This is a genomic window from Salarchaeum sp. III, from assembly GCF_036418315.1.
Lineage (GTDB): Archaea > Halobacteriota > Halobacteria > Halobacteriales > Halobacteriaceae > Salarchaeum.
Genome location: NZ_JAZHPG010000022.1, coordinates 161,720 through 183,321, shown reverse-complemented (window position 1 = coordinate 183,321; position 21,602 = coordinate 161,720). Strand labels below are relative to the sequence as shown.

The window sequence follows — 21,602 nt, the reverse complement described above, 5'->3', positions numbered from 1 at the left end:
ATATGCGCCGTCGCGCCTTCCTCAAGACCGCTGTCGCCGGCACGGCCGCCGCCGCGACCGCCGGCCACGCCACCGCCCTCCCTCAGGAAACGATTCGGCCGCTCGTTTTCGACTCGACGAGCGCCCTCCTCGACGACTCGATGAACTCCGGACTCGCCGACGACCACGTCGCGGTCTGGGCGCACGAGAGCGCGACCGCCGTCGACGAGGACGGGAACGGCGACACCGTGCCTTACCCGAACAGTCGGCCGCCGCTCGTCGCCGTCGACGGTTCCGTGGTCGGACTGGGAGCGCCGTTCGCCACTGACGAGACGGACTTCGCGTCCGGGAACGACGAGTTCCTCCTGAACGTCTGGGACGAGCACGTCGGCGGCGGTACCGTTCTCTGGGACGAGGGCCACGGCCAGTACTACGAGCTCTCGAAGTTCTCGCGCTTCGAGTCGTACGCGGAGTCGAACGGCTACACCGTCGAGTCGCCGACCAGCCTCGCCGCCGACCTCCCGGACGCGGACGCCGTCGTCGTCACGTCCCCGGACGCTTTCTCCGACGCCGAACTCGACGCTGTCCGGTCGTTCCGCGACCGCGGCGGCGCGGTGTTCCTCCACCACCAGGCCGACTACGGCGGCTACGACCGGACGGACGAACTCAACGAAATCGCGAACGCGCTCGACCTCGCGTTCCGCTTTAACGACACCGAAATCGTCGACCCCGACCACAACGCGGGCGCGCCGTACGTCGTCCGGACCGACCAGTTCAACACCGGTCTCCCCTACTTCGCGCCCCGCGAGGGAATCAACAGCGGCCCGACGTTCGAGGTCGGGGAGCGCTACACCGCGACCGTGACGAACGTCGCCGACGGCGACACCGTGGACGTGGAACTCGACGGCGGCGCGACCGAAACCATCCGAATCCTCGGCATCGACACGCCGGAGACGGCCGCGAACGCGGACGCGGAGAACCCCTACGAGTGGGAGGGGCTCGCCGACGAACCCGACGGTCGTGACGTTGACGGTGAGTACCCCTACCTCGCCGAGTGGGGTGCGAACGCGTCCATGCTCGCGGAGGAGACGCTCGCCGACGAGACGGTCGAGTTCGCGTTCGACCCCAACGAGGGCGTTCGCGGGCCGTACGGCCGCCTCCTCGCCAGCGTTCACTACGACGCCGACGACACCGGCGAGTACGACACGAACTGGTCGGAGACTGTTGTCGAAACCGGCCACGGCCGCGTCTACGACTCCGGGTACGCCGGCCACGACGCGCTCGTCCAGGCGGAACTCGACGCGCGCGCCGATGGCACAGGCGTCTGGACGGAGAGCGACCCCGACGACAGTCCGACGCTCGCCAACGTCCCCGTGGAGTCGCTCGCGTTCCCGAACGCCGTCCCGCTCACCGCCACCGGCGGCGGGGTTCCCGCCGAGTCAGTCGTGGTCGCCGCCCACTCGTCCACCTCCCGCGCCGACGCGCCGCTCGCCGCCGCCGACCCCGCAAACCGGGTCGCGCTCGTCGCGAGCACGTTCCTCGCCGACGACTACGGCTTCCTTGACCTCGCGGACGACGCCACGTCCTACGGGAACTACGCGTTCCTCACCAACCTCGCCACCGCGCTCTCGGAGCGCGACGGCTACCTCGCCATCGACGGCGGCCACGGCCAGTTCGACGCCTCCTACGGCGTCTCCGCGGAGAGCGCGCAGACCTACCAGCGCTACCTCGAAGGCGTCGACCACGGTATCGAGGGCGTGAACGACTACACCTCCGGCGTCCTCGACGGTGCGAGCGCGCTCCTCGTCACCGCCCCCGCGGACGACCTCGTGGACGGCGAACTCGACGCCCTCCAGTCCTTCCAGGCGGACGGCGGCGCCGTCATCTTCCTCGGGAGCGCCGCCGCCCCCGGGAACGCCACCGCCCGCCAGAACTCCCTCGCGACCGCTCTCGACACCGACCTCGCGTTCACCACCGGCACAATCACCGACCCCGACCACAACGTCGACGACAACGACGCCTACCCCACCACAACGGTCTTCCCCGGCCCCGACAGCCTCTTCACCGCCTACGACGGCACCGCCACCCTCGACCAAAACCCAACCACCACCGAACCGACGACGACCACCTCCGGCTCCACACCCGGATTCGGCGCGCTCACCGCCGCCACCGGCGTCATCGGCGGCACAGCCTACGCCCTCCGCGACCGCCTCGACGCCGACTAACCCACCGGCCACCGCGCACCGAACGCGTACTCCGCGACGAGATTCGTCCCAGGATGGCGCTGTCCCGGCTCCTCGACGCGAAAACTCATACTCTTCTCGTACGCCTCCCGCTCCACGACGAGCACGTCCTCCAACGCCTCACACGCGACTATTACGAGGTCTACCTCGTCCGCCCCGGGCGCTCGCGTCCGACCCGTATCGAACCGAACACGCCCCTCCGTCACCGACCCCGGTCGAACACTCGTCCGCGCGAACCCCCCGTCCGGATACGCCAAGAGCACGTCGTACGCCTCGTCCGCACCCGCCTCGAACACACGCACCCCACGCCCCCGCAACTCCGCCACCGTCCGCTCTACTACACCACCCGTCTCCTCCCCGTTGCTCTCCGGCGGCCACCGCTCGTCGAACTCGTATGTCGACGCCCAATTTATCGAGGGTTGTGTGACCATCGGTTCCTCTACCCGGAGTGCGAGTGACGTTTCGAACTCGTTCTCACCGATCCAGTACAGCTCTTCGAGGTCGTGGCAGTAGACCGCGAAGTAGTCCACGTCACCGTCGTACTCCTTGTACGTGTTCCCTCGCGAGTTCGTGTGCTGGCTCTTCCCGTGGAACTGCACGACGCCGTCCGCGAGCCAGCCCGTTTTGATTTGCACGCGGAGAAACTCGCTTTCGGGCGTTTCAACCACCGCGTCGTACCGTTCGTTGTCCCCGAACGGTATCGAGACGGGAATTTCCCGTCGCTTCAACTCGGCGATGACGACGGCCTCCGTGAAGTCGCCTTTCTGGTGCGTCTCCATGCTCATTCTATACGACAAATACAATATAGTCTTTATTGACTATATGGCTGAGTCACATCCGGGTCCCTGTCGAAAGAAATCGTAGAGAAGTGGGACCGCCCGAATTTGAATCGGGGTTACAGCGTCCCAAACGCTGAAGGATGCCAAGCTACCCCACGGTCCCGCGTCTGTTTCTTGCCGTCGGTGGCGGTAAAGCGTTTCGTTGCGTGGCGAGTGGTTTCTTATTGGGGGTTACCGTAGCGGGGTGTATGTCTCTCTGTCCTCTAGCGTTGCCGTTCGGGTTGTCGGTGGATATGGTGGTGGTGTTTGCGGTGGTGGGGTTGGCGTTGGTGTTGTTCGCGACGGAGGCGTTGCCGGTGGATGTCACGGCGATTCTGGTGATGGTGTTGTTGATGGTGTTGGAGCCGTGGACGCGGATTTCGGCGCGGGAGGGGATTTCTGGGTTTTCGAGTCCGGCGACGATTACGGTGTTGGCGATGCTGATTTTGTCGACGGGGATTAGTCGGACGGGGGTGGTGCAGCGGGTGGGGAATCGGCTGGCTGATTTCGCGGGTGACGACCCGTTCCGGCAGTTGGCGGCGACGGTGGGGGTTGCGGGGCCGGTGTCGGGGTTTATCAATAACACGCCGGTGGTGGCGATTCTGGTGCCCGTGATTTCTGATTTGGCGCATGAGGGGAAGACGAGTCCGTCCAAGCTGTTGATTCCGTTGTCGTTCGCGTCGATGTTGGGTGGGATGTTGACGCTCATCGGGACGTCGACGAACATCTTGGCGAGCGATATCGCGGCGCGGCTGGCGGAGCAGCCGGAGTACGCGGGGTTGGGGTTGCGGGAGTTCTCGATGTTCGAGTTCACGCTGCTCGGGGCCGTGGTGCTCGTGGTCGGTGTCGTGTACTTGATGACGGTCGGGTATCGGTTGCTGCCGGAGCGCATCCTCCCGGATGAGGACTACGTGGAGGAGTACGAGTTGGAGGATTACTTGACGGAGGTCGTCGTGCGGGAGGATTCGCCGGTCGTGGGTGTGACGGTGGAGGACGTGGGTCAGCAGACGCCGCTCGATTTCGATATCCTCCAGATAGACCGTGACGGCGAGTCGTTCGTCGAGCCGCTCGATAAGAAGACGCTGCGGCAGGGAGACCTGCTGAAGGTGCGGACGGACCGCACGAGTCTGGAGCGCTTGATGGACGTGGACGGCCTGGATTTGGTGGGCGCCATCACGGGGGACGAACTGGAGCAGGAAGAAGAAGAGCAGGGCCTGGTGGAGGTCATTATTCCGGCGCGGAGCGCGCTCGTCGGGGAGACGCTGGCGAGTTCGACGTTCCGGGACCGCTACGACGTGAACGTGCTCGCGTTCCGGTCGCGGGGCGAACTCGTCCGGGAGCGCATGGACCATACGCCGCTGAAGGTCGGTGACACGCTGCTCGTGCAGGCGACGACGGGAAGCCTCGACCGCTTGAGTCAGAACCGGGACTTCATCGTCGCGCACGAACCCGAGGACCCGGACTACCGGACGGAGAAGATTCCGCACGCGGTCGCCATCATCGCGGGCGTTATCGGGTTCGCGTCGATGCCGTGGGGCGTCTTCTCGGGTGTTCCCGTCCTCGATGTTTTGTCGGGGATTCCGACGTTCGATATCGTGACCACGGCGCTCGCGGGCGTGGTGGCGATGGTATTACTGGGCGTGTTGAAGCCGCCCGAGTTGTACGACTCGGTGGACTGGAACGTCATCTTCCTGCTCGCGGGCGTCATCCCGCTCGGCATCGCCATCGAGCAGACGGGCGGTGCGGAGCTCCTTGGGAACGCCGTCGCGAGCACGGGCGAGTTCCTTCCCGTTATCGGCGTGCTCTGGGTGTTCTACGTCGCGACCGCTCTCTTGACGAACGTCATCAGTAACAACGCGTCGGTCGTGCTGATGATTCCGGTCGCCGTCGAATCCGCCCAGCAGGTCGGGTCGAACGCGTTCGCGTTCATCCTCGCCGTGATGTTCGCCGCGTCGACGGCGTTCATGACGCCCGTGGGCTACCAGACGAACCTCTTCGTCTACGGACCCGGTGGGTATCGGTTCAGTGACTTCTTCCGCGTCGGCGCGCCCCTCCAGTTCCTCCTCTCCTTCGTCACTGTCGGCGGTATCGCGGTTCTCTGGGGGGTCTAGAAATCCCGCGGGGCGCCGATGTTGTTGAGTTCGCCGCCGCACTCACTGCAGGTGCGGCCGGACGGCGCGGACACGCGAGCGCCGCACGAGAAGCACTCGAACACGCCACTCCCGCCCGCACTGTCACTCGGTCGCATGAGATAACGTTTCACATAGTGCGGTTTACGTTCGTCCCTAAAACCCCTAGAATATAGTTAGAGACGCTAGATGTCTTCGCCGTACAGTTCGAGTTCCGCGACAATCTCGAACGGCGTGCGGTCCTTCCGGATGCCGTCGAGCATCTGGAACGCCTCGTCGGGTTCGAGGAAGTGCGAGGTCACCACCTCGCCGAGCGGCGTCGGACTGAACCCGTCGATGAACTCGTACTGGAGGAGTCGACCCAACGCTTGCTTCGTCGGGATTTCGCCGATCATGCGGTCGTTCAGGCGTTTCGCGCCCTTCCCCGCGACCGTGACGTTCGCGAGCGTCTCCTCGATGGCGCTCGTCTCGTCGTACGTCGTGACGACGTCCTCCATCTCGCCCTTGAGGAGTTTGAACGCGACCTCGTCCTCCGTCATCTCCATGGAGTTGTGGTAGACGCCGTCGGGTTCGACGAGCATGTACACCTTCCCGCGGTCGTGGTAGTCCGGGCGGCCGGCGCGGCCGAGCATCTGCTCGAACTCCTGCACGCTGAGCCACTCGATTCCCATCGCGAGCGAGTCGAACACCACCTGTGAGGCGGGGAAGTCCACGCCCGCTGCGAGCGCCGCGGTCGTCACCACGGCCGCGAGGTCCTGGTCGCCGAACTCGCGCTCGACTTTCTTGCGCTTCCCGTAATCCAAGCCGGCGTGGTACGCGCCCGCGGGGTAGTCGAGCTTTCGCGCTATCTGGTGACAGCGCCGCCGACTGTTCGTGAACACGATGGTCTGCCCCCGGTAGCCCTTCGAGGACTCCTTGTCGAACTCGCGGCGCACGAGCTTGTTGATGATTCGCGGCTTCTCCTGGCCGTCCGCGAACGTCACGTGTCGCTCGATGGGGACCGGGCGCTCCTCGAACTCCACGAGATTCGCCCGTAGCCCCCGTGCGAGCGCGCCGGGGTTCCCGACCGTCGCCGAGAGGTAAATCCACTGCGCGCCCGCGTACTCGGCGCGCTCCTGCTCGCGCTGCTCGCAGTAGTGCTTCAGGCGACTGATGAGGCCGTCCAATCGGTGCCCCCTCTCCTCCTCCTGGAGCGTGTGCACCTCGTCGATGACGACGGTGCCGATGTCGCCGAGGTCGCGGCCCGTGCGGAGCGCGTGGTCGATACCCTCGTAGGTGCCGACGATGATGTCCGCGTTCGGGTCGAACGCCATGCCGTCGTCCCGAATCCGCGAGGCGCCGACGCGGATGCTGACGTTCGCGATGTCGCCGTAGTCGTCCTCGAAGTCCTCGTGCTTCTGGTTCGCGAGCGCGACCAGCGGCACGAGGAAGAGCATCTTCCCCTTCCCGGAGAGTAGCCGGTGGAGGCCCGCGATCTCCCCGATGAGCGTCTTCCCGGTCGCGGTCGCGGACACCACGAGCTGGTCGTCGCCCTCGGCCAGCCCGTTCTTCGCCGCGAGCGACTGCACCGGAAGGAGCGTGTCGAATCGGTCCTGAAGCCGCTCGCGCATCCCCGGATGGATGTCCAGGTCGCTCACTGGAACGGGGTCGATGTCGTCCGTGTTCGCGCTTATCTCGTCGAACTTCGTCAGGTCGGGGTCGAGCTGTCCCTGCAGGAGGCTCGTGATGCGGTCGAGGTCCTGCACCTCCATCAGGAGGTCTTCCAGGCGGTCCTGCGCCGCGCCCGTGAGGTCGCCGTTGAACGCCAGCTCGCGTTCGAGTTCTTGCTTCGCGCAGTCCCGACAGATGTGTTCGCCGTCCGCCTCGATGGCGGTGTCCGTCGTGATGGGCGAATACCGGCCCTGGTTCGCGCAGTACCGACACGTCCGCACCGCCTTCGCCTTCTCCTCGAGCTGGTACCCGGAGAGCATCTCCCGGAGTTCCTCGCGCTTCCCGCGCCGGGTCTGCTGACTGATGCGGATACGGGTCGCTCGCCGCGCGATTTCGACGAACTCGTCCGGCGGCCGCGGGTCCTCCGACGACCCGTCCTTCACGCGGAACTTCACCGGCCGCGGACCCGCCGCCTTCTCCGCGAGTTCGAGTTTCGCGCGGAACAGTCGCTCCCCGTCCCGCTCCGCCACCACGAGGTACTCGTCGCCGACCTCGTGGAAGAACAACGTATCCACGCCCTGAACCTGCGTCGCCACGATACCCGTCCTACTCCCGCCGGCTATTTCAGGGGTTCGCCTCCACGCCGAGGAACCCGTAGAGGAACGTCCACTGGTCGAGCTGCTCCTCCACCGCCATCGACATCGACTTCCCGGTTCCGTGCCCGGTGTCGGTTTTCGTCCGGCAGAGGAACGGCCCGCCCCGGCCCTCCGACTGGAGGCGCGCGGCCATCTTCCGCGCGTGGCTCGGATGCACTCGAGAATCTCCGACGGCCGTCGTGAACAGCGTCGGCGGATACTCCCGGGACTCGACGTTGTGGTAGGGCGAGTACTCGCGGATGTACTCGAACGCCTCTGGGTCCTCGGGGTGGCCGTACTCGACGGTCCACGACTCGCCGAGCAGGAACTCGTGGAACCGCAGCATGTCGAGCAGCGGAACGGCGGACACCACGGCTCCCCAGAGGTCGGGGCGCTGGGTGAGCACCGCGCCCGCCATCAGTCCGCCGTTGCTCCCGCCGACGACACCGAGCTTCTCCGGGGACGTGTACGATTCGTCGACGACGTGCTCCGCGGCCGCGACGACGTCGTCGAACGTGTGCTGTTTGTGCTCGCGCATCCCCGCCTCGTGCCACTCCTCGCCGAACTCCGACCCGCCGCGCGCGCACACCTGCACGAACACGCCGCCGTCCGCGAGGAACGGCAGGCGGAACCGCGAGAAGGCGGGCGTGCGGTTGATGCGGAAGCCGCCGTAGGCGGAGAGAACCGCGGGCGTCTCCGCGTCCGGCGTGGTTCCACGGGCGTGTGCGATGAACACCGGGACGCGAGCGCCGTCCGTCGATTCGACGTACTCCTGCGTCACGTCCACGTCGACTTCGGTGTCGAGGCGTGGGGCGTCGAGCGTCTCCGTTTCCCGCGCGTCGAGGTCGCAGCGCGTCACCGTCGCGGGCGTGCCGAACGACTGCACGCGGTAGTAGCACTCGGCCGCGTCGGTGTCCGCGTCGAGGCCGTCCACGCTCACGTAGTCCGGGAGCGGTACGTCGAACGCCGGCGCGCCCGCTCGGTCGTACACCGCGAGGTGGGAGTGCGCGTCCCGGTGTTCGTGCACTACGAGGTGCGAGTCGGCCACTGCGACGCTCCGCACGACGCCCTCGCCCTCCGGTACCACCGTCTCGAAGTCGGGGTTGCCCGCGAGGAAGTCGTCGGCGTCGGCGCGGAGCACGCGACCACGCGGAGCGTTCTTCTCGGTGCGGACGTAGGCGTCGTCACCCGCGAACGACACGTCCGCCGCCGCGTCTCCGCCGTCGAACACTGTCACGAACTCGCCGTCGTTCAGCACCGCGAGTTCGGTGCCGCCGCTCATCTCACTGAACGACACCACGAGACGGCCGCGGTGGGCGTCCAACCCCGGCCAGACGTGCTGGTCGTCGTGCGTCCCGACGACCGCCCGGTCGCCCGCGAGGGTCTCGTGGCGGAGTTCCTTCGCCATCTGCTCGCCCATCCCCCCGGTGGCGACGTAGTAGAAGCCGTCGTCGGACCACGCGAACATCCCCGGATTGGTTCGCCCGACCTCCGCGACTTCGTGCACGACTTCGCCCGACGGCACGTCCGCGATTCGGAGGTCGTACTGCTCGTTTCCGCCCGTCGCGACGCCGTACGCGACGTGCTCGCCGTCCGGCGACGGCGTGAACCAGTCCATCGACGCCTCGTCCGCCCACGTGTTCGGGTCCGCGAGCACCGTCCGGTCGCCGCCCGCGCGGAGCGTCAACACGGGGCGCTCCTGGTCCGCGTCGCGCACTGACTGGAACGCCCGGCCGCCACGCGCCGTCACCGACCCGAACGAGGGAACGTCCGCCAACGGCTCGAACGTCGGCTCCAGCGCCTCGCGCACGTCGTCGTCCAGCACCGAATCCACGTACTCGTTCTGCCGCTCCGTCCACGCCGCCACCTCGTCGCCGTCGCCCTCCAGCCATCGATACGGGTCCTCGACGCGCTCGCCGTGCAACTCCTCCACGACCGCGTCCCTCCGCGTCTCCGGAGAATCCATGCCACTACTCGACAACCGCCCACCAAAAAACCCGGGAAGCCGGCCAACCCGAACTCGCCTCCGCTCGGGCAGCGCGCGTCCGACCCCGTGGCCGTCCTCACTCAACGAGATTGATTTCGTCCTCCCCGTGCGGGACGACGCAGATGAACGACCCCTCGGTGTCGCCGTCGTTCTCGTACCAGTGGACGACGCCCGCGGGGATGAGGAGGCTGTCGCCCGCCGACACCACGTACTCCTCGCCCCCGATTCCCACCGTGTATTCGCCCGCGAGCACGTACTGCTCGTGTTCGACCTCGTTCGTGTGCTCGGGGACGCTCGCGCCCGCGTCGAGCACGAACCGCCGCATCGCGAAGTTCGGCGCGCCCTCGTCCTCCCCGACGAGTACGCCCTTGCGCATCCCCTCTGCGGCGTCAACGGTCTCGTACGATACGTCGTCCGCGCGTCGAACCACCGGATTCGTCATACTCGGAGGTTCGCGGTCCCGGGAGTAAAGCCTTCGCCGGCCACCGGAATTTAAACCCGCGTCGACCCACGTCATGGGTATGCGCAGTTTCAAGATCGGGAGCGCGTTCGGCATTCCCATCAAGGTCGATTTGACGTTCCTCCTCATCCTCCCACTCCTCGCGTGGGTCATCGGCACCCAGGTCGGGCAGTGGGTGAACATCCTCAACGGCGTGTTCGGCACCAGCCTCGACCAGGCCGTGCTCACGCAGGGCAACCGGGAATGGTACCTCGGCCTCGCGGCCGCCGTCGGCCTGTTCGCCGGCGTCGTCCTCCACGAACTCGGCCACTCCCTCGTCGCGATACGGTACGGTTACCCCATCGACTCCATCACGCTCTGGATACTCGGCGGCATCGCCAGCCTCAGCGAGCAACCCGAGGACTGGAAGCACGAGTTCTCCATCGCCATCGCCGGACCGCTAGTCAGCATCGTGCTCGGCGCGCTCTCCTGGGGCGTGCTCACGCTCTTCCCGCCGAGCTTGGACCTCGTTCGGTTCGTGTTCGGCTACCTCGCGCTGATGAACTTCGCGCTCGCCGCGTTCAACCTCCTCCCCGGGTTCCCAATGGACGGCGGGCGCGTCCTCCGCGCGCTCCTCGCCCGCAACCGGCCGTTCGCGCGCGCCACCCAGATGGCCGCCGAGGTCGGGAAGCTGTTCGCCATCGTTCTCGGTATCGTCGGGCTGTTCGCGAACCTCTTCCTCATCCTCATCGCCTTCTTCATCTACATCGGCGCGTCCAGCGAGAGCCAGCGAACCACGATGAACGCCGCCTTCGAGGGCGTTACCGTCGCGGACGTGATGACGTCCGAGAGCGACCTGAAAACCGTCTCGAAGGACACCACGGTCGCCGAACTCATGGAGCGGATGTTCGACGAGCGCCACACCGGCTACCCCGTCGTCGAACGCGGCGAGGTCGTCGGCATGGTCACGCTGGAGGACGCGCGCGGCGTGAAGGAAGTCGAGCGGGACGCCTACACGGTCGGCGACGTGATGACGAACGACGTGTACACGATTCCGCAGTACGACGACGCGATGACCGCGCTCGAATCGATGCAGGAACACGGCGTCGGCCGCCTCATCGTCGTGGACGTGAACGGCGACACTGTCGGACTGGTCTCCCGAACCGACTTGATGACCGCGTTCAACATCATCCAGAACACGGGCCGGAAGGCCCAGTCGCCGTCGCTGCGCGCCTAGTCGTCCAACTCCACGCCCAGTCCGTGGTTCTCCTCGATGACGTCCTCCAGGTCGACGGTCTGCTCTTCGTCATCGGGGGTCACCGGTACAGTCCGAAACTCCTACGCGACTCCCTGCCGACTCGGAAAAGCATAAGAAATTGGAACGGTCCAGGTGCGAGAATCGAACCCGCGTCTCAGCCTCCACAAGGCTGAAGGATAGTCCACTACCCCAACCCGGACACTGCACTCCCGGATAGTCGCCGTGTGCAAATATGCGTTACGAATCAGCCGGGTGTGACGGCGGTGTCGCAGACGGGGCACGCGGTGGAGTCGCCCGTTCCGTCGAGATCGGTTGCGCGCCCGGTCCACCCGCAGGTCGGACACTGCACGTACTCCGTGGTCGCCATACTTGGTACGAGTCAGTGGAGCTCCGAAAACCCTGTGCCGGGAGACAACACGCTTTTTGCTCGTTCCGCCATAGGGCGAGTGTGGCGTTCCCGGATAAGGTGTACGTGAAGAACCACCGGCAGGTGGTGTCGCAGCTGGACGCGAACTTCCCGAAAGGCGCGTTCCACGGCGCGACGCTGGACGTGTTGTTCAGCGGGAGCAACCTCGACCAGTTGAACGAGGCGACCCAGGAGCGCGTGCTCGACTTCGCGAAGGACTTCCTCGACTGCAACTGTGAGTCGAACCCGTACTGCGGGCATCCGGAGCGGAAGTTCATCCAGTACGTGCTCGAACTCCGCGCGCAGGGTCTCGACCCCGAAGCCATCGTGGACGTGATGACGGAGGACTACATGGTGTACGCGTATCCGGGCGACGTGTACTCGTTCCTCGACAACGCCGTCCGCACGCTCGAAGCGGTCGAAGAACTCGCCGCCGTGGACGGCAACCCCGAAGCTGAGCGGCGCGCGGGCGAGAAGAAACGCGAACTCTCCGGCTAACCCAGCTGGAACGGCTCGTCCTCGTCGTCGAGGTCGTCGAGGTCGTCGAGGTGGACGACGTCCTCCACATCGTCGCGGCCCTCGAGCTCCGCGCGCAGCTGGGAGATGTATTGTTTGTGCTCGTCGAGCTGGTCGCGGAGGTGTTTCGCTTCGAGTTCGAGGCGTTCGTGCTCGCGGACGAAACTCTTCGACACCTCGACTGTCGGCGGGAACTCCGACTCGACCTCCGTCGTCTCGTCCTCCGGGACGACGCGGACCTTCCCGTCGTGTGCGACGAGCTGGTCGACGTAATCGCGGAAGACGGCCGACAGGGAGAGGTCGCGTTCCTCCGCGATGTCGCGGAGGGCGTCGAACGTGTCCTCGTTCACGCGGAACGAGACGGTCTTGTTCTTGTTCCCCATCTCCCGCGTAACTGGCGCGTCCAGTTACTTAACTGATTCCCCGCGCTAGGCGGGCTGTTCGACCGATTCCTCCTCGTCGAGGCTCTCCAGGGCTTCGATAGCGCCTTCGGTGTACCGCGAGAGCGGGAGGTCGTACTCCTCCTCCGCGCGGCGGGCGTACTCGTTACCCTCGGACTCGAACGCCTCGACGCGTTCGAGGGTTCGTTCGGCCGTCTCCACCACCCAGCGGTCACGCACGTCGGAACTGACTTCGGTGATGGATTCGGGCCGCACGGAGACGTTCACGGACCCGTCATCGGTCTCGTAGGCCCGCGGCTTCCCGACGATAGCGACGTAACTCGGCGTGTCGAGGTCGCGGAGCGCGGACGCGGCTTCCGGCTGGTACTGGCCGGCGTAGACGAAGAACGTCCCGGTCGGGTCGACGACTCGGCCGCGCCAGTACTCGGAGTCCTCGCCCACGTCCTCCGTTTCGGTGAGCGTGCCGACGATGAACACGCGGTTCGCCTGCTCCCCCGTCGGGAGGAGGCTGTAGACGGGCGCGCGCTCGTCGTCGGATTCCTTGAACGTGAACGTGGCGTCGTTGAACTCGGTGGCGAAGACGCGGCGGGCGACCTCGCGCGTGGGGGCACTCTGACTCATTTACATCGACCTCGCTTTGATGAGAACCGCTTCGGCATCATCCGGCGCGGACAGTTCCTCGATGTCGTTCGCGAGCACGTACCGGCCGAGCGTCGGCCCGCTCACGCGGTAGTACCGACCGAGCACGCGGTCGCGCATCTCGTCGGCGACGACGGTCGTGTCGAGCGCGTCCTTCGCCATCTGCTTCGCCTCCTCCAGGCCGATGCCCGTGAGGGACTCGGTGGACTCGTCGTTGAAGATGACTTCGTGGACGTCCTCGCCGTCGTCCAGCACGCCCTTGATGCGGAGGTCGAACTCTCCCTCGACCTCGCTGTGCTCGCTGCACCGGCCGTTCTGGAGGACGCGCGTGCAGTCCTCCTCCGGGCAGCGCTTGATGAGGCCGCTCCCGGACTGGATGTCCACGAGCGCGCCGTCGACGGTCTCGGCGTTGTCGCCGACTTCGAGGTCCTCGTCGAGCTCCTCGATGGTGGTCGTGCGGTTGAGTTTCACCGAGAACCGGCCCTGGTACTCGTCGGTCACGACGTTCCCGAACCGGTACACGGTGTCCTCGTCGAGTTCGGAGAGGTCGGACTTCGCCCACTTCGTGAACTTGATCGTGCCCGTCGGGTCGCCGAGCAGGCCGACCTGGCCGACGGAGTCGCTTCGGGGCTCCCAGAGGTCCACGACCTTCGCCGTGATGTCCACCCACTGTTCCGCTTCGTCCACGTCCTCGACCTGCACGGTCTCGTTCCCGCCGCGGCTTCCGATGTCGTCGCGTTCGAGGCCGGCCTCGTCGAGGTAGTGGCTCTCGACGCTCCGACGCGCCTCGCTCAGGGGGACTTTGTACTCGGAGACGAGTCTGTCGAGGCGTTCCTCTATCTCGTCTTCGGTGACGTCGACGTGGTCCGAGAACTGTTCGTACAGGTCGCTCGCTGTCTGCTGTATGTCGCTCATCGTTGGTTCCTGTCTCCGCGTGTGTTTTCGATGGGAGACACCCGTGGATAGGCCGTCTTTCCCTATAAACCCTCGTCAACCAGGGTGAAAGTAGAGTTTAGGGGACGGCGCGAGAGGGCGGCGTATGGACACTGTCGCGCTCCTGCTCGCTGGCGGCACCGGCACCCGATTGTACCCCGCGAGTCGGAGCGACCGCCCGAAACAGTTCCTCGCACTCGACGGCGAGCGCTCGCTCCTCCGCCGGACGGCCGACCGCGTCGGCTTCGCGGACCACGTCTACGTCGCGACCCGCGAGGCGTACGCCGACCGCGTCCGCGACATCGTCCCCGAGGCCGGCGTGCTCGTCGAACCCGCGGCGAAGGACACCGGTCCCGCACTCGCGTACGCGACACACCGCGTCCGCGAACAGGTCGGCGCGTGCGCCGTGCTCTGCCTCCCGAGCGACCACCGGGTCGACGGCGACTTCGAACCGACCGCCCGAACCGCGCTCGACGCCGCCCGCGACGGCTATCTCGCGACCGTGGGCGTCGAACCGACGCGACCCGCGACCGGCTACGGCTACATCGAACCCGGCGCGGAGCACGACGGCTACCGCGACGTCGCCGCGTTCCACGAGAAACCGGCGGTCGAAACGGCCCGCGAGTACGTCGAGCGCGGCTGGCTCTGGAACGCCGGCATGTTCGCGTGGACGCCCGAGAACTTCCTCGCAGCCGCCCGCGACGGCCCGCTCCGCCCGCTCGTGGACGCGCTCGACACGGGCAACCCCGAGCGCGGCTTCGACGCCGTGGCGTCGGTGAGCGTCGACTACGCCGTGATGGAGCACACCGAAGACGCCGTCGTCGTGCCCGCGGGCTTCGACTGGGACGACCTCGGGTCGTGGGACGCGCTCGCCCGCGTCCTCGACACCGACAGCGACGCGAACGCCGTCCTCGGGGACGCGCTCGCAATCGACACCACGGACTCGGTGCTCGCGAGCGACGACAAACACGTCACCACCATCGGCGTCGACGGCCTCGTCGTCGCCGCCTACGACGACCGCGTGCTCGTCGTCCCGCGCGAGGAGACCCAGCGCGTCCGCGACGCCGTGCACGAACTCAGAGACAGCGGCCTGTTCTAGTCCGGCGCGACCCGCACCCGCACGTCGCCCTCGCTGGACACACCGACGAGAACCGTCGTCCGCACTTCACGCCCCACGACCGCGTCCCCCGCCGCCTCGCTCACGCGCGTCATCATATCAACGCCAGAATACGCGACCTTCACACCCGCCTCGTCGCACGCGTCGAACACCGCGTCCGGCACGTCGTAGAGGTCGGTGCCCGCCTCGACCTCCACCTGCACGGGCGCCCGAAGCGCGTCCACGAACGCCACCGTCTCCCGCGCCTTCGCGACGTTCTCCCGCGCCGCCGCCTCCACCTTCGAAATGTTCGCACGGGACGTGCCGAGCGACTCCGCGATATCCGCCTGCGCCACCCCACGCTCGCGCAACGCCAACACCTCCGCTTGCCGCCGCGTCAACACGCTCTCCGACGCGTCGAACCCCGCGCGCGCCAGGAGGTCGTCCGCGTCGCTCAACTCCCCCAGAAGTTCTCCCGACTCCCCAGCCGCGGATCATCCTCTTCCTCGCTCTCGCGGCCCTCCGTGTCCACCTCTGTCGCGTCCTCGACCTCGCCCTCCTCGTCGGGAAGCTTCTCGATGAGGTCCGCGCGAGCGTAGTTCGACTTCACGTTCGTCACCTCCGCCCGCACCCGCGCCGGCGGCAACACGCCGTCCACCATCACGATGAACCCCGTGCCCTCGTGCCGCCCCACACCAGCACCCGACTCGTGCATGTCCTCCACGTCGATGACGATCTCCTCCCCCGGAACCACCGGCGCCGTCTTGAGTTCCTCTATCGGCTGATTGTAGTTGTTACACCACTCCTTCCCGCCACGGTCCCCGTAATACTGACACCCCATCCCCTCGATCCGCTCCGAGAAGCCCGGGCACTCGTCCGCGATTGGACAGTCGGCCATACCCTATACTGGCAGCGGACGCGCTAAAAGCGTTCCTCACCCACCTTTTTCGAGACGAGGCGCTCTGCGCCTCGTCTGCAAAAACCTGGTGGGAAAAAGAACCGCCCCACGCCGCCGCCCCCACCCCGCTCCGCTTCCGCGCTCCCTCGCCCCGCCCGTGTTCGGACTGTCTCCTGACACGAGCACAAGACTCATACACGCGCCGGACAACCGAGGTGGCGTGGAGTTCGTCCCAGTCGTCGCGTGGCTGGGTGTCGTCCTCGCGCTCGCCGCCGCTGCCCTCCCGATTGCCGACCGCGTCTTCCGCGGATTCCCCGACAGCGGCGCGTCGTTCGCGCCAGCGACGGCCCTCGCCACCGTTACGGTCCTCGCGTACTGGCTCGGCCACCTCGCCTACGGCCGGTTCGTCAGCCTCGCCGCCGCCGGCGTGTTCGTCCTCGCCGGCGTCGCACTCTGGGGGTGGCGACGCCCCCGCCTCGCCCGCGTCCGCCTCCCGCTCGCCGTCTTCCTGCTCGCGTTCACCTTTCTGGTGGTCGTGCGCGCGTACGACCCCGGAATCCACCCGGCGGGCGGCGAGAAGTTCCTCGACTTCGGCCTCCTGAACGTCCTCCTGCGCGCGGACTACCTCCCGCCGGAGGACGTGTGGTTCGCGGGCGAACGCCTCCGCTACTACTACGGCGCGCAGCTCGCCACCGCCACGCTCGTCCACCTCACCGGCGTCACGCCGAGCGTCGCGTACAACCTCGCGCTCCCCACCTTCTACGCCACGCTCGTCACCGGCGCGTTCGGCCTCGCGCGCGCCGCCGCGACGCACGCCGGCCGGAACGGAACGCTCGCCGGCGGCCTCGCCGCGTTCCTCGTCGGTCTCGCCGGCACGCTCGCTACGCCAGTCCGCTTCCTGCTCGCGAATCTCGCACCCGAGTTCGCGGCCGATCACGCCGCGTTCGCCTTCACCGGCATCCGAACCACGATTCCGGAGGCCGTCGACGCGGTCGCGGCCGACTGGTCGTACTGGCTCGGCCGCTACGTCATCGAAGGCACCTTGACCGTCTCGCCGTTCTGGGCGTACCTCAACGGCGACCTGCACGCGCACATCGTGGCCGCGCCCTTCCTCGTCCTGGTCGCCGCGCTCGCCTACACCGTCTTCCGAACTCGCGGGCGCGCCCGCCTCGTCCGCCTCGCCTGCCTCGGCGTCGCCGGCGGCTTCCTCACGCTCGTCAACACGTGGGGCCTCCCCACGACTATCGGCCTCGCCGCGCTCGCGCTCGCGTTCTCCCCGCACACCCCGAGTCCACGCCGCTTCGCCTCACCGCTCGCGAACGAACTCGCGCGGTACGCAAGCGCCGTCGCCGGCGCCCTCTGCGTCGCCGGTCTCGCGGTGCTCGTCGCCGCGCCCTTCCTCCTCTTCCACACGCCGGTCAACCGCGGCGTCGGCTTCCTCCCGCCGCGCACCGCCCTCGGCCCGCTCCTCCTCGCCTACGGAGTCTTCCTCGCCGCGTTCGCGCTCGGTGTCCGCCGCTACGACCTCCCGCTCCCCAACCCCCGAATTTCGTTCGCCCTCGGCGTGCTCGCGGTCGTCCTCGCGGGTGTCCTGCTCGCGCTCGACCTCGCCGCCGTGCTCGTGGTCGGCCCGCTCCTCGCCGTCGGCTGGTACGTCCTCCGCCGCCGCACCCCCGCGTTCTGGCTGGTGCTCCTCGTCGCCGGCGCCGGACTCGTCCTCGCCGTCGAGTTCGCGTACGCCCGCGTCTATCCCTTCAGCCCCGCCGTCCCCCGCTGGAACACCGTTTACAAGGTCTCGATGCAGGTCTGGGTGCTCTGGGGAATCGGGGCCGCCGTCGCCGCCGCCGGCGTTCTCGAACGCGCCGCCACCCGCGTTCGGTCCGCCGCCCCACCGCTCCGTACCGCCCGCGCGCTCGCGCCAGCGCTCGCCCTCACCGTCCTCCTGCTCGCCGCCGCCGTCTTCCCCGCCGCGGCGCTCGTCCAGCACCACACTCTCGCCGGGGACCAACCCAGCCTCGACGGCACCCGCTACGCCGAAACTCACCACCCCCACGAAGCCGCCGCTATCGACTGGCTCAACGACAACGTCGACGGCACCCCGACGCTCCTTTCGAAACCCGGCCGCACCACCTACACGTGGGTCAACGCGCCCTCCAGCCTTACTGGCATTCCCACCGTCGCCGGCTGGACCCACGAGGAAGGCTATCGCGGCGTCGACGCCTACACCACCCGCGCCACCGACGCCGCCTACATGCTGGACGCCAACTGGCGCTCCGCCGCGTTCCTCCTCGACTACCACGACGTCCAGTACGTCTACTACGGCCCGAACGAACGCGAGGCCTACGGCCCCAGCATCTACGAGAACCGCACCGGCGTCACCGTCGCCTACCAGAACGAGCAAGTCACCATCTACGAAATCGACGCCGACCGTGCCTGCGAGGCCGTCCGCGACACCTGCCCCTAACCACTGCTCTCCAGCTCGCGGTCCTACGCGAGCGGCGTGCGCTCGACGACTTGCCCGTCGTAGGTCGGGTACTGTTCGACGATTTCGCCGTCCGCGAGGTCGCCGTCCTCGACCATTTCTTCGAGGAGCCACCACGCGACCTCGACGTGGTCGGATTTCGCGGTGTAGAACTCGTCCGGAACGCCGAGGTCCTCGAAGCGTTCGCGGTCGGTGTGCGTCTTCCCGTAGACGAGCGTGCCGTCGTCGGTCACCTCGTCGAAGTCGCGGCGGATGTTCTCGGCCATCCGCTTGAGTCGGTTCCGGTGCTGCGCGGCGTCCTTGAAGACGCTCGTACAGAAGTACACTTTCTCGTGGCTCGCCATCTCCTCCAGGATGGCGTCCTTCGAGCCCTCGACGGCACTCATGTGGCCGTCCTGGAGTTCGTAGCCGGCTTCCTGCATCCGCTCGTAGTTCCCCTGACTCATCTCGAACTCGTTGACGTTACAGAAGTCCGCCGCGCCCTCGTCGAGGAAGTCGAGGAACTCCTGTTCCGCGCGGATGCCCGGAATCTCGAACGCCGGCGTGAGGCCTTCCTCGCGGGCGACGTAGAGGATGTCCTCCCACTCGGTGCCGTGGAGGTCGCCCCACTGCTCGTACGGCGGGTGGAACCGGATTTCGTCCAGGCCGGCCTCGCTGAGGCGTCGCATGTTCTCGCGGCCGCCCGTGATGCCCGTGTAGAGGTGGGTGTGGTGGTCCTCGCCGAACTCCTCCTTGAGCAGGCGGAGGTAGCGACAGGTCTTATCCAGCGCTTCCTGCGGTTCGCCGCCCGTGATGGACGTGCCGAGCGCGTCCATCTTCTTCGCCTCCTGGATGATCTCCTCGTCGTTCTCCACGGGGCGCTCGTTCGCGTACGTCTGCGTGACGTTCTTCCGGTTCTCGCCGAGCGGGCAGTAGAAGCAGTCGCGCTGGTCGCAGTAACCGTAGACGAACAGCACCATCTTCCCTCCTTTCGCGCACTGCTCACAGCCCTTCGATATCATTCGTTACCTCCGTTTACTGCGTGAAGGGCCAAAAGCCGTGCGACTCCCGACTGACCGCGCGCCACCGCGCACCGCGCGTCTCCCGAAGGTCCTTAACCCTCTACGGTCTATCCATCGCTGATGCTGCTCGTTCTCTGCGTCGACCTCGACGACGACCTCGGCCGGAAGACCGGACTCGACACGCCGGTCGTCGGCCGGGACGCCGTGGAGGACGCCGCCGTCTCCCTCGCGACCGCGGACCCCGAAGACTCCGACGTGAACGTCCTCTTCGAGGGCGTCCACCTCCACGACCGCCTCGACGCCGACGAGCGCGTGGAGGTCGCCGCCGTCACCGGCGTCGAGTCCGGCGGCGTCGCCGCGAACCGCGAGGTCGGCCGCGAGGTCGACGAAATCCTCGCCGGCCTCCAGACGAGCGAGCCGGTCCGCGCCATCGTCGTCACGGACGGCGCACAGGACGAATCCGTGGTTCCCGTCATCCGCTCCCGCGTCACCATCGACGGTGTCCGCCGCGTCGTCGTCCGGCAGGCCCAGGACCTCGAATCCATGTACTACACCATCAAACAGGTCCTGAACGACCCCGAGACCCGCGGCACGCTCCTCGTTCCACTCGGCGTCCTCCTCCTCATCTATCCGCTCACGGTGCTCGCGAACGCGGTCGGCCTCCCCGGCACCGTGCTCGGCCTCGCCTCCGCCGTGCTCGGCCTCTACGTCCTCTTCCGCGGACTGGGACTGGAGGACGCCGTCGACTCCGCGGTCGACCGCGCGCGTAACGTCCTCTACACCGGCCGCGTCACCATCATCACGTACGTCGTCGCCGCCGCCCTCCTCGCCGTCGGCGGTATGCAGGGCGTCACCCACCTCCAGACCGTCCGGGACGCTGCCGCCGACCCGGACGCCGCGACCATCGTCGCCGCCCTTCTCTTCGGCGCCGTCCGCTGGTTCGCCGCCGCCGGTCTCACCAGCAGCCTCGGCCAGATTACGGACGAGTACCTCGCCGGTCGCTTCAAGTGGCGGTACCTCAACGCACCGTTCTACGTGCTCGCCATCACCGCCGTCCTCCACACGCTCAGCGCGTACGTCCTCGGTTACGTCACCCTCCCCCTGCTCGCGCTCGTCCTCACCGCCGGCACCATCCTCAGCGTCGTCAGCACGCTCGCGTTCGCCGTCATCGAGAGCCGCAGAAACCCCGCCTAGCGCTCGCGTTCGACGACGAACGCGGCGAGCTCTTCGAGGTACACGCGGGCGTCGCCGTCCACGAGGTCGAGGCTCTCTAGGGCGGCCCGCGCCTGCGCGCTCTCCGTCTCCGCGAGCTCGTTTACGTCCTCGACGGGACGGTCCGTCACCCGCACAACGGACGGGCGTTCCAGCATCTCGTCCTGGCCAGCGGGCTTCCCGAGCGCCGCGGTGTCGCCGGTGGCGTCCAGCACGTCGTCCCGAATCTGGAACGCCACCCCGACGTGCTCGGCGTACTCGCCCACGGTCTCGACCGCGGTCTCGTCCGCGTCCGCCGCAATCGCCCCCAACTCGGCCGCCGCGCGGAACAGCGCGCCCGTCTTCCGGCGCGCGAGCGTCATGTACTCCGCCTCGGTCTCCGGGCGGTCCACGAGCTCCATCGCCTCGCCCTCTCCGAGTTCGACCATCGCGTCCGCCACCGCGCTCATCGCCCGCGGGTCGTCGAACAGCGCGAACGCCTCCCCCAGCAGGCCGTCCGACGCGATGAGGGCGGGGCCGTACCCGGACGCCGCCCACGCCGACGGCTCGCCCCGCCGCAACTCGGAGCGGTCGATGATATCGTCTACCACGAGCGACGCGTTGTGCACGAGTTCGATGCCGACGCCGAAATCGAGCGCGTCCGCGGGATCGCCCCCCATTGCCTCACAGACGAGTAACGTCAACGTCGGGCGCACGCGCTTTCCGCCCGCGAGCACTGCGTCCGCGAGCTGGTCCGACAGCTCCACCGGGTCGACGCGCGCCACGACCTCCGCCAGGCGCTCTTCGACCCGTTCGCGACGCGCCTCGACGTACTCCATTACCACCTCGTCGGGGCTTCACGCATTTCACTCCCTCGGAACGCCCCGTCAACGTTACGTGC

General features: G+C 67.4%; 20 protein-coding genes and 2 tRNA genes. 7 read left to right on the top strand and 15 right to left on the bottom strand.

Annotated elements, in window-relative coordinates:
* The first annotated feature begins 2 nt into the window (after nt 1-2).
* Nucleotides 3-2,204, top strand: coding sequence for a thermonuclease family protein (locus tag U3A55_RS06240; RefSeq protein ID WP_330990615.1), 2,202 nt, complete (start codon nt 3-5; stop codon nt 2,202-2,204).
* Here U3A55_RS06240 and U3A55_RS06235 read toward each other — a convergent pair.
* The gene (locus U3A55_RS06235; protein ID WP_330990614.1) at nt 2,201-3,001 is read right to left on the bottom strand and encodes a group I intron-associated PD-(D/E)XK endonuclease; all 801 of its coding nucleotides are present in this window, start codon (nt 2,999-3,001) and stop codon (nt 2,201-2,203) included. The genes U3A55_RS06240 and U3A55_RS06235 overlap by 4 nt on opposite strands.
* Nucleotides 3,002-3,091: 90 nt before the next feature.
* Nucleotides 3,092-3,164: transfer RNA gene (locus U3A55_RS06230), tRNA-Pro, on the bottom strand.
* A 61-nt stretch (nt 3,165-3,225) separates the two neighbouring features.
* Here U3A55_RS06230 and U3A55_RS06225 point away from each other — a divergent pair.
* Nucleotides 3,226-5,151: an SLC13 family permease gene (locus U3A55_RS06225; protein WP_442978277.1), complete on the top strand. Its 1,926-nt coding sequence runs from the start codon at nt 3,226-3,228 to the stop codon at nt 5,149-5,151.
* Here U3A55_RS06225 and U3A55_RS06220 read toward each other — a convergent pair.
* The 4 genes from U3A55_RS06220 to U3A55_RS06205 all read right to left on the bottom strand — a co-directional run bounded on the left by U3A55_RS06220 (nt 5,148) and on the right by U3A55_RS06205 (nt 9,883).
* Complete coding sequence (locus tag U3A55_RS06220) at nt 5,148-5,288, bottom strand: rubrerythrin-like domain-containing protein (protein WP_330990610.1); 141 nt, start codon at nt 5,286-5,288, stop codon at nt 5,148-5,150. The two genes, U3A55_RS06225 and U3A55_RS06220, sit on opposite strands and share 4 nt — an antisense overlap.
* A 66-nt stretch (nt 5,289-5,354) precedes the next feature.
* Nucleotides 5,355-7,415, bottom strand: a complete 2,061-nt coding sequence (locus tag U3A55_RS06215; RefSeq protein WP_330990609.1) for a DEAD/DEAH box helicase — start codon at nt 7,413-7,415, stop codon at nt 5,355-5,357.
* A gap of 28 nt (nt 7,416-7,443) precedes the next feature.
* A complete protein-coding gene (locus U3A55_RS06210; protein WP_330990608.1) occupies nt 7,444-9,420 on the bottom strand; it encodes a prolyl oligopeptidase family serine peptidase in 1,977 nt (658 codons plus the stop codon).
* A gap of 97 nt (nt 9,421-9,517) precedes the next feature.
* On the bottom strand, nt 9,518-9,883 hold the full coding sequence (locus U3A55_RS06205) for a cupin domain-containing protein (RefSeq protein WP_330990607.1): 366 nt from the start codon (nt 9,881-9,883) through the stop codon (nt 9,518-9,520).
* Between the two features lie 79 nt (nt 9,884-9,962).
* Between U3A55_RS06205 and U3A55_RS06200 the strand changes: the two genes are divergently transcribed.
* Complete coding sequence (locus tag U3A55_RS06200; protein ID WP_330990606.1) at nt 9,963-11,117, top strand: CBS domain-containing protein; 1,155 nt, start codon at nt 9,963-9,965, stop codon at nt 11,115-11,117.
* Between the two features lie 147 nt (nt 11,118-11,264).
* Here U3A55_RS06200 and U3A55_RS06195 read toward each other — a convergent pair.
* Nucleotides 11,265-11,337, bottom strand: a tRNA-His gene (locus U3A55_RS06195).
* A gap of 45 nt (nt 11,338-11,382) precedes the next feature.
* Entirely contained in the window at nt 11,383-11,505 is a 123-nt protein-coding gene (locus U3A55_RS06190) for a hypothetical protein (RefSeq protein WP_330990605.1), read from the bottom strand.
* An 81-nt stretch (nt 11,506-11,586) separates the two neighbouring features.
* On the opposite strand from U3A55_RS06190, the gene U3A55_RS06185 reads away from it, so the two are divergent.
* The gene (locus tag U3A55_RS06185; protein WP_330990604.1) at nt 11,587-12,042 is read left to right on the top strand and encodes a DUF5814 domain-containing protein; all 456 of its coding nucleotides are present in this window, start codon (nt 11,587-11,589) and stop codon (nt 12,040-12,042) included.
* Here U3A55_RS06185 and U3A55_RS06180 read toward each other — a convergent pair.
* The 3 genes from U3A55_RS06180 to U3A55_RS06170 are packed head-to-tail and all read right to left on the bottom strand — an operon-like array spanning nt 12,039 to nt 14,015.
* Nucleotides 12,039-12,443 (bottom strand): CopG family transcriptional regulator, encoded by a 405-nt coding sequence (locus tag U3A55_RS06180; RefSeq protein ID WP_330990603.1) that lies wholly within the window; start codon nt 12,441-12,443, stop codon nt 12,039-12,041. The two genes, U3A55_RS06185 and U3A55_RS06180, sit on opposite strands and share 4 nt — an antisense overlap.
* Before the next feature lie 45 nt (nt 12,444-12,488).
* On the bottom strand, nt 12,489-13,082 hold the full coding sequence (locus U3A55_RS06175) for an RPA family protein (protein ID WP_330990602.1): 594 nt from the start codon (nt 13,080-13,082) through the stop codon (nt 12,489-12,491).
* Nucleotides 13,083-14,015, bottom strand: a complete 933-nt coding sequence (locus tag U3A55_RS06170) for a replication factor A (protein ID WP_330990601.1) — start codon at nt 14,013-14,015, stop codon at nt 13,083-13,085.
* Between the two features lie 124 nt (nt 14,016-14,139).
* On the opposite strand from U3A55_RS06170, the gene U3A55_RS06165 reads away from it, so the two are divergent.
* Nucleotides 14,140-15,132 carry a mannose-1-phosphate guanylyltransferase gene (locus U3A55_RS06165; RefSeq protein ID WP_330990600.1) on the top strand — a complete coding sequence of 331 codons (993 nt, stop codon included), beginning with the start codon at nt 14,140-14,142 and terminating at the stop codon, nt 15,130-15,132.
* Here the strand turns inward: U3A55_RS06165 and U3A55_RS06160 are convergent.
* Nucleotides 15,129-15,587 carry a Tfx family DNA-binding protein gene (locus U3A55_RS06160; protein WP_442978276.1) on the bottom strand — a complete coding sequence of 153 codons (459 nt, stop codon included), beginning with the start codon at nt 15,585-15,587 and terminating at the stop codon, nt 15,129-15,131. The two genes, U3A55_RS06165 and U3A55_RS06160, sit on opposite strands and share 4 nt — an antisense overlap.
* Complete coding sequence (locus tag U3A55_RS06155) at nt 15,584-16,027, bottom strand: TRAM domain-containing protein (RefSeq protein ID WP_330990598.1); 444 nt, start codon at nt 16,025-16,027, stop codon at nt 15,584-15,586. The genes U3A55_RS06160 and U3A55_RS06155 overlap by 4 nt, the downstream gene beginning before the upstream one ends.
* Before the next feature lie 220 nt (nt 16,028-16,247).
* Here U3A55_RS06155 and U3A55_RS06150 point away from each other — a divergent pair, with 220 nt between their 5' ends.
* Nucleotides 16,248-18,491, top strand: a complete 2,244-nt coding sequence (locus U3A55_RS06150; RefSeq protein ID WP_330990597.1) for a DUF2298 domain-containing protein — start codon at nt 16,248-16,250, stop codon at nt 18,489-18,491.
* Between the two features lie 23 nt (nt 18,492-18,514).
* On the opposite strand, the gene U3A55_RS06145 is transcribed toward U3A55_RS06150, so the two are convergent.
* Nucleotides 18,515-19,510 carry a radical SAM protein gene (locus tag U3A55_RS06145; protein ID WP_330990596.1) on the bottom strand — a complete coding sequence of 332 codons (996 nt, stop codon included), beginning with the start codon at nt 19,508-19,510 and terminating at the stop codon, nt 18,515-18,517.
* Between the two features lie 120 nt (nt 19,511-19,630).
* Between U3A55_RS06145 and U3A55_RS06140 the strand changes: the two genes are divergently transcribed.
* Nucleotides 19,631-20,704: a DUF373 family protein gene (locus tag U3A55_RS06140; protein ID WP_330990595.1), complete on the top strand. Its 1,074-nt coding sequence runs from the start codon at nt 19,631-19,633 to the stop codon at nt 20,702-20,704.
* On the opposite strand, the gene U3A55_RS06135 is transcribed toward U3A55_RS06140, so the two are convergent.
* Nucleotides 20,701-21,540, bottom strand: a complete 840-nt coding sequence (locus tag U3A55_RS06135; protein WP_330990594.1) for a polyprenyl synthetase family protein — start codon at nt 21,538-21,540, stop codon at nt 20,701-20,703. The two genes, U3A55_RS06140 and U3A55_RS06135, sit on opposite strands and share 4 nt — an antisense overlap.
* Nucleotides 21,541-21,602: the final 62 nt, after the last annotated feature.

Bases quoted from the DNA above. Each gene is read 5' to 3' on its own strand.
- U3A55_RS06240 (WP_330990615.1), top strand. From the start codon at position 3: ATGCGCCGTCGCGCCTTCCTCAAGACCGCTGTCGCCGGCACGGCCGCC.
- U3A55_RS06235 (WP_330990614.1), bottom strand. From the start codon at position 3,001: ATGGAGACGCACCAGAAAGGCGACTTCACGGAGGCCGTCGTCATCGCC.
- U3A55_RS06220 (WP_330990610.1), bottom strand. From the start codon at position 5,288: ATGCGACCGAGTGACAGTGCGGGCGGGAGTGGCGTGTTCGAGTGCTTC.
- U3A55_RS06210 (WP_330990608.1), bottom strand. From the start codon at position 9,420: ATGGATTCTCCGGAGACGCGGAGGGACGCGGTCGTGGAGGAGTTGCAC.
- U3A55_RS06205 (WP_330990607.1), bottom strand. From the start codon at position 9,883: ATGACGAATCCGGTGGTTCGACGCGCGGACGACGTATCGTACGAGACC.
- U3A55_RS06200 (WP_330990606.1), top strand. From the start codon at position 9,963: ATGCGCAGTTTCAAGATCGGGAGCGCGTTCGGCATTCCCATCAAGGTC.
- U3A55_RS06190 (WP_330990605.1), bottom strand. From the start codon at position 11,505: ATGGCGACCACGGAGTACGTGCAGTGTCCGACCTGCGGGTGGACCGGG.
- U3A55_RS06180 (WP_330990603.1), bottom strand. From the start codon at position 12,443: ATGGGGAACAAGAACAAGACCGTCTCGTTCCGCGTGAACGAGGACACG.
- U3A55_RS06175 (WP_330990602.1), bottom strand. From the start codon at position 13,082: ATGAGTCAGAGTGCCCCCACGCGCGAGGTCGCCCGCCGCGTCTTCGCC.
- U3A55_RS06170 (WP_330990601.1), bottom strand. From the start codon at position 14,015: ATGAGCGACATACAGCAGACAGCGAGCGACCTGTACGAACAGTTCTCG.
- U3A55_RS06165 (WP_330990600.1), top strand. From the start codon at position 14,140: ATGGACACTGTCGCGCTCCTGCTCGCTGGCGGCACCGGCACCCGATTG.
- U3A55_RS06155 (WP_330990598.1), bottom strand. From the start codon at position 16,027: ATGGCCGACTGTCCAATCGCGGACGAGTGCCCGGGCTTCTCGGAGCGG.
- U3A55_RS06145 (WP_330990596.1), bottom strand. From the start codon at position 19,510: ATGATATCGAAGGGCTGTGAGCAGTGCGCGAAAGGAGGGAAGATGGTG.
- U3A55_RS06140 (WP_330990595.1), top strand. From the start codon at position 19,631: ATGCTGCTCGTTCTCTGCGTCGACCTCGACGACGACCTCGGCCGGAAG.
- U3A55_RS06135 (WP_330990594.1), bottom strand. From the start codon at position 21,540: ATGGAGTACGTCGAGGCGCGTCGCGAACGGGTCGAAGAGCGCCTGGCG.